At 56.6% G+C, this 11,848-nt stretch carries 9 protein-coding genes and 1 riboswitch; of the genes, 8 read left to right on the top strand and 1 reads right to left on the bottom strand.

The window, feature by feature from the left end; all coding sequences use genetic code 11:
- Positions 1-18: 18 nt before the first annotated feature.
- Positions 19-133: riboswitch (ZMP/ZTP riboswitch) on the bottom strand.
- 192 nt (positions 134-325) lie between these two features.
- On the top strand, positions 326-1,405 hold the full coding sequence (locus tag DWZ82_RS00975) for a 6-phosphofructokinase (protein WP_118478136.1): 1,080 nt from the start codon (positions 326-328) through the stop codon (positions 1,403-1,405).
- 421 nt (positions 1,406-1,826) lie between these two features.
- Here DWZ82_RS00975 and DWZ82_RS00970 read toward each other — a convergent pair whose 3' ends face one another.
- Positions 1,827-3,110, bottom strand: coding sequence for an adenylosuccinate synthase (locus DWZ82_RS00970; RefSeq protein ID WP_118478134.1), 1,284 nt, complete (start codon positions 3,108-3,110; stop codon positions 1,827-1,829).
- A gap of 223 nt (positions 3,111-3,333) precedes the next feature.
- On the opposite strand from DWZ82_RS00970, the gene DWZ82_RS00965 reads away from it, so the two are divergent.
- From DWZ82_RS00965 to DWZ82_RS00935, 7 genes are all read left to right on the top strand, one after another.
- Positions 3,334-4,461, top strand: coding sequence for a cysteine desulfurase family protein (locus DWZ82_RS00965; protein WP_118478132.1), 1,128 nt, complete (start codon positions 3,334-3,336; stop codon positions 4,459-4,461).
- A gap of 30 nt (positions 4,462-4,491) precedes the next feature.
- Positions 4,492-5,178, top strand: a complete 687-nt coding sequence (locus tag DWZ82_RS00960) for a hypothetical protein (RefSeq protein ID WP_118284664.1) — start codon at positions 4,492-4,494, stop codon at positions 5,176-5,178.
- Between the two features lies 1 nt (position 5,179).
- Complete coding sequence (locus DWZ82_RS00955; protein ID WP_118478130.1) at positions 5,180-5,566, top strand: hypothetical protein; 387 nt, start codon at positions 5,180-5,182, stop codon at positions 5,564-5,566.
- A 23-nt stretch (positions 5,567-5,589) separates the two neighbouring features.
- Positions 5,590-6,759, top strand: coding sequence for a tRNA uracil 4-sulfurtransferase ThiI (gene thiI, locus DWZ82_RS00950; protein ID WP_118478128.1), 1,170 nt, complete (start codon positions 5,590-5,592; stop codon positions 6,757-6,759).
- An 85-nt stretch (positions 6,760-6,844) separates the two neighbouring features.
- A complete protein-coding gene (locus tag DWZ82_RS00945; RefSeq protein WP_118478126.1) occupies positions 6,845-8,074 on the top strand; it encodes a competence/damage-inducible protein A in 1,230 nt (409 codons plus the stop codon).
- A gap of 243 nt (positions 8,075-8,317) precedes the next feature.
- A complete protein-coding gene (glgB, locus tag DWZ82_RS00940) occupies positions 8,318-10,537 on the top strand; it encodes a 1,4-alpha-glucan branching protein GlgB (protein ID WP_118478124.1) in 2,220 nt (739 codons plus the stop codon).
- Between the two features lie 95 nt (positions 10,538-10,632).
- Positions 10,633-11,841 carry a glucose-1-phosphate adenylyltransferase gene (locus DWZ82_RS00935; protein WP_118478122.1) on the top strand — a complete coding sequence of 403 codons (1,209 nt, stop codon included), beginning with the start codon at positions 10,633-10,635 and terminating at the stop codon, positions 11,839-11,841.
- The last annotated feature ends 7 nt before the right edge of the window (positions 11,842-11,848 follow it).

The following is an 11,848-nucleotide window of genomic DNA, read 5'->3' as shown; positions in this document are numbered from 1 at the left end:
AGCATCGCGTATTACTTGCGACACTGCCCAGACGGTCGGCATTGAGATACACTTCACGGTGCATCTGATTACGGAACTCCCTGCTCCCCGGTGGTTTGCGCTCCACCTGTGTCCGTCAGTTGCAGGGAATCTGTCTGGCATTAGCATAACACATCTGCCGCTCAATATGCAACTGCCGAAAGTCACAAAAAATCCATGTGAAAAAACGGTGGAATCTGTGTAAAGTATCTTTTCAATTTACACAAAATAGGGTATAGTAAAAAATATGATACTGCGCATTGTACACATATAGAGTGCGGAAAACAGAGTCAGGAGGCAGACGAGTATGTTGAAGATTGGTATGCTGACCAGCGGCGGCGACTGTCAGGGTCTGAACGCGGCACTGCGCGGTGTAGCGAAAACACTGTATAACGAACTGGGAGATAAAGTAACCATCTATGGTATTCGGGACGGCTACCGCGGTTTGATCGAGGGCGATTACCACGAAATGCTGCCCGAGGATTTTTCGGATATTCTAACCGTCGGCGGCACCATTCTCGGTACATCGCGCCAGCCGTTCAAGGAAATGCGCAAGACCATCGAGGACAGCGAGGAGACCAAGCTGGATAAAATGCTGCACACGGTGAAAAAGGCGGGCTTTGACTGCCTTGTCATCCTCGGCGGCAACGGCACGCACAAGACCGCAAACCTGCTGAGCATGAAGGGTGTCAACGTAGTAACGCTGCCCAAGACGATCGACAACGATCTGTGGGGCACCGAGTTGACGTTCGGTTTCCAGTCCGCGATTGATATTGCGTCCACGGTTATTGATTCCATCCATTCCACCGCATTTTCGCACTCGCGTGTGTTCATCGTAGAGGTTATGGGACATAAAGCCGGCTGGCTGACGCTGTACGCAGGCATTGCCTCCGGCGCGGATGTCATCGTCATTCCGGAGATTCCCTACTCCGCAAAAAAGATTGCCGCAGCGATCGAAAAGCGTGCCAAGGCGGGCAAACGATTCTCGATCATCGCGGTCGCGGAGGGTGCCATCAGTCAAGACGAGGCGAAAATGAGCAAAAAGGAATTCAAGGCGGCGCGCGAGGCGATGACCTATCCGTCCATCTCCTACCGCATTGCGGACGAACTCAAGGAGCTGACCGGTCAGGAAATTCGCGTTACCATTCCGGGCCATTACCAGCGCGGCGGCGCTCCCTGCCCGGCCGACCGTGTGCTGACAAGCCGGTTCGGCGTAGCGGCAGCGCAGCTTATCACGCAGAAAAAATTCGGCTATATGGTCGCGCTGCAGGATAACCATATCGTGCCGGTTCCGCTGACCGAGGTCGCAGGCAAGCTGAAAACCGTTCCGCCCGATGGCGAACTGGTTAAGCAGGCAAGAGCGCTCGGACTGTCGATGGGCGACTGATTGCCGAATTGAGAATTGAAAATGGAGAATGGAGAATGAACGCAGCTATTTAATCCGTTCCAAAAAGGACGCATAATATGCGTCCTTTTTTCGTGCGAAAGCACATATAAAATTCCGGTTTGCTTGCAAACCGCAACTACATGACAGGATTTCGTTCAGAAATCTGAGTCATTGTCCCGTGCCGTGCACGACCGCCGTTTCACGGCGGCATTCAATCGCGTTTGCCGTGCAAATGCAAAAAAACGCAGGACATGCGCGCGCAGCGCGGACATAGCCGCGCAAGGATAGCGCCTGCGTTTTTTTACAAGAAAAAAGGGATTTTGTGTGCCCGCCAAGGCGGACGCGCAAAATCCCTTATAGGACGTATCCGAGCCATTGGCTCGGTACGTCCCTCTCGTCCGAAAGCGTGGTTTCGGACGAATTATTTGATGGTCATAACCTGATCACGAGCAGGGCCTACGCCAAGCATGGTAATCGGGCACTCGATGATGCGCTCCAGTTCCTTGATGTAGGACTGCACGGTTGCCGGCAGTTCCTCGAAGGAACGGCAGTCCGTGATATCCTCGGTAAAGCCGTCGAACTCCTCGTAAACCGGCTCACAGCCTACCAGATCCATGAAGTTTGCCGGGAACTCGGTAACGGTCTCGCCGTTCTTCAGCTTGTATGCAACGCAGACCTTGAGCTTCGGCAGGCCGCGCAGCGGGTCGATCTTGTTGATGACAACATCGGTCAGACCGTTTACACGAACCGCATAGCGTGCAACGACTGCGTCGAACCAACCGGTACGGCGCGGACGGCCGGTAACGGTACCGAACTCGCCGCCTGCATTGCGGATGTAGTCACCGGTTTCATCGAACAGCTCGGTCGGGAACGGACCCTCGCCCACACGGGTGGTGTAGGACTTGAAGATACCCATGATCTCGTTGATGGCAGTCGGGCCGACACCGGAACCGATGCAGCAGCCGCCTGCTACCGGATGAGACGAGGTAACATACGGATAGGTGCCCATGTCGAGGTCGAGCAGCGTGCCCTGTGCACCCTCGAACAGCACTTCCTTGCCGGACTTGATAGCATCATAGGTCATAACGGTGGTGTCGCGCACCATCGGACGCAGACGGTCTGCGTAAACCTTGTACTCTGCAATAACGGCGTCCGCGTCGATCGGCTCGCCGCCGTAAACGCCGGTGATCACGCGGTTCTTGCGGGCACAGGTCTCGCGGATAACCTCCTCGAAACGCTCTGCGTCTACAAAATCGTGCATGCGGATGCCGCTACGCTCGGACTTGTCCATGTAGGTCGGGCCGATGCCCTTCTTGGTGGTACCGATCGCGGTGCCTTCCTTGGCCTTCTCTGCCTCGCTGAGCGCATCCAGCTCAAGGTGCCACGGCATGATGCAGTGGCAGCGTGCGTCGATGAACAGCTTGTCGGTGGAAACGCCCTTCTCGTGCAGGCCGTCGATCTCGCCGAGGACAGCCTTCGGATTGACAACAACACCCGGGCCGATGACGTTGACGCACTCCGGATACAGGATGCCGGACGGAATCAGCTGCAGCTTGTACTTCTCACCGCCGGCTACAACGGTGTGACCGGCATTGTTGCCGCCCTGGCTGCGGACAACCAGATCCGCCTTGCCTGCGAAAATATCAATAAACTTACCCTTGCCTTCGTCGCCCCACTGAGCGCCGAGAATTACCTTACCTGGCATTAGGATTTCCTCCCTTTCTATCTGCAACGTGCTCTTGTCACGCAGTATACTTATAATAGGTAACAGCCATACCCTTAAAATTATAGCATACCCTTTTCTACTTTTCAATGCCGTTTTGCACGTTTTTGTCTTGTAAAAGGCGGCCCGCCGTTGTAAAATATTTTATAATAGCGGGAAGTATGGCCGCACGGCGGTCTGCCCCGATGAAGGAGTTCGTTTTTCTATGCATTATCTTGATAACGCAGCGACGACCCGCGTGCTGCCCGAAGCAGCCGAAGCGGCCGTTCACGCGATGTGCGAGGAGTTCGGCAATCCGTCCAGCCTGCACCGCATGGGTCTGGAGGCCTCGCATCTGCTCGAGGACAGCCGCAGGACGGTCGCGTCTGCGCTCGGCTGTCTGCCCGAGGAAGTATATTTCACCGCCTGCGGCACGGAGAGCACCAACATCAGCCTGCGCGGTACCGCTCACCTCAACCGACATAAAAAGGGCCGTATCATCACGACCGAGATCGAGCACGCGGCAACCGTCAACACCGCAAAGCAGCTTGCTGCGGACGGCTTCGACGTGGTTTTTCTTGCACCGGATGCAACCGGTCACATCACGCCCGAGGTGCTGAGCGAAGCACTGACCGAGGACACCATTCTTCTCTCCTGCCAGCTGGTCAACAACGAGATCGGCACGGTGCAGCCGGTCGAACAGCTCGGAAAGCTGCTCAAGGCCAAGGCACCCAAGGCACTGTTCCACATTGATGCCGTGCAGGGTCTTTGCCGTGTACGCCTGACACCGAAAAAATGGAACTGTGACCTGATGAGCGTTTCCGGCCACAAGATCGGCGCACCCAAGGGCATCGGTGCACTGTATGTCAAGAAGGGTCTGCGTCTGCCGCCGCTGACCTTCGGCGGCGGTCAGGAGCGCGGCATGCGTCCGGGCACCGAAGCCGTGCCGAATATCGCAGCATTTGCCAAGGCGTGCGAGATCCGCATGGCGCATTTTGAAGAGGATTACACCCATGTGCAGGAGCTCGCCGACTACCTCAAGCAGCAGGTCAGCGCCGAGCTGCCGGACGCTGTGATTAACGGCGAAGGCGATATCCCGCATGTTGTCAATCTTTCCATGCCCGGCTGCAAGAGCGAGGTCATGCTGCATGTACTCGAGGGGGACGAGGTTTACATTTCCAGCGGCTCAGCCTGCTCCAAGGGCAAGCAGAGCGGTGTGCTCAAGGCACTCGGTCTGCCGAAGGCGCGCACGGACAGCGCGCTGCGCGTTTCGTTTGCACCGTTCAACACAAAGGAAGATGTGGATGCGTTTGTTGCTGCGGTCAAAAAGGGCGTGAAAATGTTCAGACGTTAACCGTTAGAAACGTGGACGGAGGTGCGAGTTATGAAGAAATCGTATGTTTTCAACACCCTCATCTGCTGCGGCTGCACCGCACTGATTTTCCTGCTGCACTTTATTGTGTATGGCGGCGTGCTGCTGAAAAGTCCGGGCTATACCGGGCTGTTCTGCGCCGTCTGGATCGCGCAGGCCGCCGGCTATTCCGTCACGCTGGAGCCGAAGATTCGTCCGCATACCGCTGTGCGCGTTCGTCTGTGGCAGCTGCTATACTGCATCCTTTTAGGCAACGCTCTGTTCGCCACCATCGTGGACCCGTATAACGTTCTGTGCTGGTTCTGCGTGGTATACGGCGTGGTTTACGTCATTTTCTTCCTGCGCAAAGGAGATAACGGCGCGGAACCGTGGACTGCGACGTTCATGATGCTCTGGATGCTGCTCACACTCGGCGCGTTTCTACTGATCGTGCATCCGATCACGGTGTCGCAGGCACGCAATCTGGTCGAGCAGGCCGGTTACACTGACCTGTACCGTTTTCAGTCCGTTGACTGGGACGCGATCCGGTTCGCGCAGGTGATAAACAATGATACGGAGATTATCGGCTGCACCATGCCGGAGGAAAAAGATCCGCTCGGCTGGTACGGTTTCCGCGCCTTCAAAGACGGAGAAAGATACTGCGTGGTCGTTTCGGCGGCACGCGGACAGATTGAAGTACAGGAAAAACAAGGAGAATAACATGGAATACAAAACCATCACCCGGCCGGACGGCTCGGAGCAGCAGCTCGCCGTATATGACGGAAAATGCCGCTTCTGGATGGAGGGCATTTACGACAGCCTGCCGGACACTGCCGAAAAGCGTGCGGAGGAATGCAGTCTGCCGGTCAAGATTGACCGCCGGGAGGACGGCACGGTCAGCGTCGGCACGCAGTCGCTCGTACCGTGGGAGACCGATTACGGCAAGCTGGAAATCATGGCGGACGTTTACTTAAACTATCTGGCACAGGTGTTCAACCTGCCGGATGATGATTACGTCAAGACCCGCTTGGAGTTCGGCTCGGACAGCGCCGACCGCGACAGCCTGATGACCGCCGAGGAGAAGGAAATCATCAGCGCAAACAAATAAATTTACCATCAAGGAGACAATAAATGAAAGAAGTATTACTGCTCAAGTGCGGTGAGATCGTCCTCAAGGGACTCAACCGCAAAACCTTTGAGGATCGTCTGCTGAAAAACCTCAAGCGCCGCATGGCGCACGTTGCAGACTGCGAGATCACCATGCGCCAGTCGGTCGTTTATGTGGAGATTCCGGACGATACGGACGCAGATGCAGTTATGGAGTGCGCAAGCCGTGTGTTCGGCTTTGCGACCATCTCCCGTGCAGCGGTCTGCCCAGAAAAGACGCTCGAGAGTGTCATTGCGACCGCAAAGGACTATCTGGCACCCAATTTTGCGGCGGCTAAGACCTTTAAGGTCGAGTCCAAGCGCGGCGACAAGAAATTTCCGATGACCTCCACCGAAATCAGCCAGCACGTCGGCGGCGAGCTTGCTGATCTGTTCCCGGATGTTCGTCCGGACATGCACCATCCCGACCTGACCGTACACGTTGAGATGCGCGAGAAGTACGCCTTCGTTCATGCCGGTCCGGTTCCGGGTGCAGGCGGCATGCCGATCGGCTCGAACGGCCGTGCAGCGCTGTTGCTCTCCGGCGGCATCGACTCCCCTGTTGCCGGCTGGATGATGGCCAAGCGCGGTCTGGAGCTGTGCGGCATCCACTTTTTCAGCTATCCGTATACGTCCGAGCGCGCCAAGGAGAAGGTGCTTGAGCTGGGCCGCAAGCTGACCGCATGGTGCGGCCGCATGAGCGTTATGGTCGTGCCGTTCACCCACATTCAGGAGGAGATCCGCGACAAGTGCCACGAGGAGCTGTTCACGCTCATCATGCGCCGCTTTATGATGCGCATTGCCGAGCGCGTAGCTGTTGAGTACGGCTGCGGTGCGCTCATCACCGGTGAGTCGCTCGGTCAGGTTGCCAGCCAGACCATGCCCGCCATGGCCGTTACCGGCGCGGTGTGCGACCTGCCGGTGTTCCGTCCCTGCATCGGCATGGATAAGGAGGAAATTGTGACGATCGCCCGTAAGATCGACACCTTCGAGACCTCTATCCTCCCCTACGAGGACTGCTGCACCGTATTCACCCCGAAGCACCCGAATACCAAGCCGAAGATGCCGAAAATCCTCGAGGCGGAGAGCCACCTCGACGTTGAAGCACTCGTGGACGAGGCGGTTAAGGGTGTGGAGATTATTCATCTGCCGTAAACACAGGTATTCGCTATGCCGCAGGGCGGGGACATCCCGCCCTGCAATATAACCTCTATCACGTTTTCCAAAGGAGGAAAATCCATTGAACGCAGAACTTATCGCAGTCGGCACAGAGATCCTGCTGGGCGACATCGTAAACACCGATGCACAGCTCATCTCGCAGGGTCTGTCCGAGCTGGGCATCAATGTATTCTACCAGACTGTTGTCGGTGACAATCCGGCGCGTCTCGAGCGCGTAGTCCGCGAGGCAAAGGACCGTGCTGACATCATCATCACCACCGGCGGCCTTGGCCCAACCCTTGACGATCTGACCAAGGAGACGCTGGCGACCGTTTTCGACAAAAAGATGGTACTGCATCAGCCGTCCATGGACCGTCTGACCGACTTTTTCAAGACCATCGGCCGCGAAATGACCAAGAACAACGAAAAGCAGGCATGGCTGCCGGAGGGCTGCACCGTATTCACCAACCTGTGGGGCACGGCACCCGGCTGTGCGTTTGAGGCCGACGGCAAGCACGTTCTCATGCTGCCCGGCCCTCCGCGCGAGTGCAACCCGATGTGGAAGGAATGTGCAATGCCGTATCTGTACAAGCTGGCAGGCGGCTGCATCGTATCCCGCAACATCCGCGTATTCGGTCTCGGTGAGAGCAACATGGAGAATATCCTGCATGACATGATGGAAAAAAGCGCAAACCCGACCATCGCGCCGTATGCCCGTACCTCGGAGTGCTTCGCGCGCGTTACCGCCAAGGCGGACACCCCGGCAGAATGCGAGAAGATGCTCGATCCGGTCGTTGACGAAATCCTGAAGCTGCTCGGAGACGATGTTTACGGCGTAGATGTTGACTCTCTCGAGCAGGTAGTCGGCGACGGCCTGCGCGAGCGCAAGCTGACCCTCGCAGTAGCCGAAAGCTGCACCGGCGGTCTGCTGTCCAAGCGTCTGACCGACATCCCAGGCGCATCCGATTACTACCTCGGCGGTGTGTGCTCGTACAGCAACAGTGTCAAGGAAAAGGTGCTCGGCGTGAAGAAGGAGACCCTCGACACGGTCGGCGCGGTATCTCCCGAAACCGCAGAGCAGATGGCTGTCGGCGTTGCAAATGCGCTTGGCTCAGACATCGGCGTCGGCATCACCGGCATTGCCGGCCCGGGCGGCGGCACCGAGGACAAGCCGACCGGTCTGGTCTATATCAGCGTTTGGTACGACGGCAAGTTCTTTACCCGCAAAATGCAGTCCTCGCTCGGCCGCGACCGTGTGCGCATGCAGGCCGCTTCTACGGCGCTTGATCTCATCCGCCGCCACATTTTCTGAACAAATTTATATCGAATTGTACGTTATTTTGTCATTTCCACTCAAATGATGTGGAAAGCAAACAAAATTTCTGTAAAGAAAGTCCAGTAATTGTGCTAAATTGCTGGACTTTTCTATTTATGTGATGTATACTATATCTAACTAAAGTGAGGGTATTCCGCCAAAATTCTGTCGAAGTACACAAACTGTTGGAAAATATTCGTATTTTCCTTCATTTGGCGGCTGTAAAGGGAGAGATGCTGTATGAAGAAAAAATCCGCAGCACCCGCCGTGGAAAAGCGAAGCGAGCTTTTCTATTCTGGCCGGGATTGTCGCGCATTCGATTACATGGGAGCCCACCCTTTCGTGCAGGATGGTGAACAGGGTTATCTGTTCCGTGTTTATGCACCGGAGGCCGAAAAGGTTTCCGTCATGGGTGAGTTCAACGACTGGAACCGCAACGCCGATTATATGACGCGTGATGAACAGGGTATCTGGGAGAAATTTATTCCGAATATTCCGGAATATGCCGCATACAAGTATAGTGTATGGGCCAAGTCCGGCGATGTGTTTGACAAGTCCGACCCGTACGGCTTCCATTTCGAGACCCGTCCGGGCAACGCCACCAAGGCGTATGACCTCGACGGCTACGAATGGGGCGACGCCTCGTGGCTGGACTGGCGCAAAAAGCACCTGCCGTATTCCAATCCGGTCAACATCTACGAATGCCACCTCGGCTCGTGGAAGATGCACGAGGACGGCAACTTCTACTCCTACCGCCAGCTGGCGGACGAGCTTGTGCCGTATGTCAAGGAAATGGGCTACACCCACATCGAGTTTATGCCGCTGACCGAGTATCCGTTCGACGGCTCGTGGGGCTATCAGGTAATCGGCTACTTTGCCGCCACCAGCCGCTACGGCACGCCGAAGGATCTGATGTACCTGATCGACAAGGCGCATCAGGCCGGTCTGGGCATTATCATGGACTGGGTTCCGGCGCACTTCCCGAAGGACGGCTGCGGACTGGTCGAGTTTGACGGCTCGCACCTGTACGAATACGCCGATCCGCTCAAGATGGAGCACAAGGAATGGGGCACGCGCGTATTCGACTACGGCAAGGTCTCCACGAGAAACCTGCTGTTCTCCTCCGCGATGTTCTGGATCGAGAAATTCCACATGGACGGCCTGCGTGTGGACGCGGTCGCTTCCATGCTGTATCTGGACTACAACCGGCAGGGCGAATGGCGGCCGAACGTCCACGGCGGCCGTGAGAACCTCGAGGCCGTTGACTTCCTGCGGCTGCTCAACGAGTACATTCTGACCGATCATCCGGACGTTATGATGATCGCCGAGGAGTCCACCGCATGGCCGATGGTGACCAAGCCGGGTTATGACGGCGGTCTGGGCTTCAACTTCAAGTGGAACATGGGCTGGATGAACGACATGCTGTGCTACTGCTCGGCGGACCCGTTCTTCCGCAAGGACATGCACGACAAGATCACCTTCTCGTTCATGTACGCCTTTTCCGAAAACTACATTCTGCCGCTCTCGCACGATGAGGTCGTGCACGGCAAGTGCTCGCTCATCAGCAAGATGCCGCCTCCGTATGAAAATCAGTTCGGCGGTCTGCGCGCGCTGTACGGCTATATGGCCGCACACCCGGGCAAGAAGATGCTGTTCATGGGCGGCGAGTTTGCACAGTTCTCCGAATGGGCGTACCAGCGCGGACTGGACTGGATGCTGCTGGATTATCCGGCGCACCGCCAGATGCAGGCGTACGTCAAGGCGCTCAATCACTTCTACCTTGCTACTCCGCAACTGTGGGAGCAGGATACCGACTGGCGCGGCTTTGAGTGGATCAGCCATGAGGACAACCGCAACAATATCATCGCCTTCCGCCGTATGGCGAAGGACGGCTCGGATATCGTAGTCGTTGTCAACTTCTCTCCGGAGGAGCAGCAGGAATACCGCATCGGCGTTCCGATCACCGGCACTTATGAAGAGATATTCACCTCGGACAAGACCGAGTTCGGCGGCAGCGGCATGGCAAACGGCAAGCTCAAGACCGAAAACAAGCCCATGCACGGTCAGGAACAGTCCATTGTTCTGAAGATTCCGCGCTTCGGCGTGCTGTTCCTCAAGGGCAAGGCAAGAGCCAAGCGCCGCACCAAGGCAGAGATCGAGGCCGCAAAAGCCGCGGCTGCCAAGAAACCGGTAAAGCGCACCCGCTCGACTAAGGCGGTTGCGAAATCCGGCACCAAGGCCGTTGCCCGCACAACCGAGAAGGCCGTAGCCAAGACCGGCTCCAAATCCGTTGCAAAGACCACTGAAAAGGCGGTGGCACGCACCGGCACCAAGGCAGTTGCGAAAACCACCGAAAAAGCGGTGGCACGCACCGGAACCAAGGCAGTTGCGAAAACCACCGAAAAGGCGGTTTCCGTACCGACAGACAAGGCAGTAACCGCAACCGGCGGTTCTAAATAAGCAAGCGCAAGTTTGCTGCAAAAGAGATACACAGAGGGGATACGCCAGACGGCGTATAGATTGCAGCGATGCAAACTGTGAAAAGGAGAATTTACATGTATCGGAAAAAAGAATGCGTAGCCATGCTGCTCGCAGGTGGCCGCGGCAGCCGTTTGTATGTGCTGACCAAAAAGGTCGCTAAGCCTGCCGTACCGTTCGGCGGTAAGTACCGTATTATCGACTTCCCGCTTTCCAACTGCGTCAACTCCGGCATTGATACTGTCGGCGTGCTGACCCAGTACGAGCCGCATGTGCTCAACGCTTACATTGGTTCCGGCCAGACGTGGGACCTCGACCGCCTGCGCGGCGGCGTCTATGTTCTGCCGCCGTACGAGAGCAAAAAGACCGAGTGGTACAAGGGCACCGCAAACGCCATCTACCAGAACATTCAGTTCCTGGAGGATTACGATCCCGAGTACGTCCTCATTCTCTCGGGCGACCACATCTACAAGATGGACTACAACAAGATGCTCCAGCAGCACAAGGAGACCGGCGCTGACGCGACCATCGCGGTGCTGGACGTTCCGCTTTCCGAGGCTTCCCGTTTCGGCATCATGAACTGCAAGCCGGACGGCACCATCTACGAATTCGAGGAGAAGCCGAAGGAGCCGAAGTCCACGCTGGCTTCCATGGGCATCTACATCTTCACCTGGAAGAAGCTGAAGGAATACCTCATCAATGATGAGGCCAACGAACAGTCCTCCAACGACTTCGGCAAGGACATCATTCCGGCGATGCTGAATAACGGCGAAAAGCTGGTTTCCTACCGCTTCAAGGGCTACTGGAAGGACGTAGGCACCATCGAGAGCCTGTGGGAAGCAAACATGGATCTGCTCTCTCCGAACTCCGGCCTGCAGCTTTCCGATGACAGCTGGAAGATCTACGGCCGCACCACCGGTTCGCCTCCGCATTTCACCTCCAAGCAGGCTAAGGTTACCCATACCCTGCTCTCCGAGGGCTGTGAGATCTACGGCGACGTTTCCGAGTCCGTCCTGTTCTCGGATGTTAAGATTGGCAAGGGTGCCAAGGTGGAATATTCCATCCTGATGCCGGGTGCTGTGGTTGAGGAAGGCGCGACCGTGCGCTACTCCATCGTAGCCGAAAAGGCCGTTATCGCCAAGGGCGCGGAAGTCGGCGGCAGCCCGTCCGACAGCGACGTAGACAACTGGGGCGTTGCGGTAGTAGCCGAAGGCGTTCGCATCGGCAGCGGCGCAAAGCTGGCCGCTAAGGAAATGGCAGACAAGGATCTGCCGGACGTAAAGTAAGGGGGCG

The sequence above is a fragment of the Butyricicoccus sp. AF35-5AC genome (genome assembly GCF_003477715.1).
Classification (GTDB): Bacteria; Bacillota; Clostridia; order Oscillospirales; family Butyricicoccaceae; genus Agathobaculum; species Agathobaculum butyriciproducens.
Note: the sequence above shows the minus strand (reverse complement) of the source record. Positions and strands in the feature narration are given on the sequence as shown.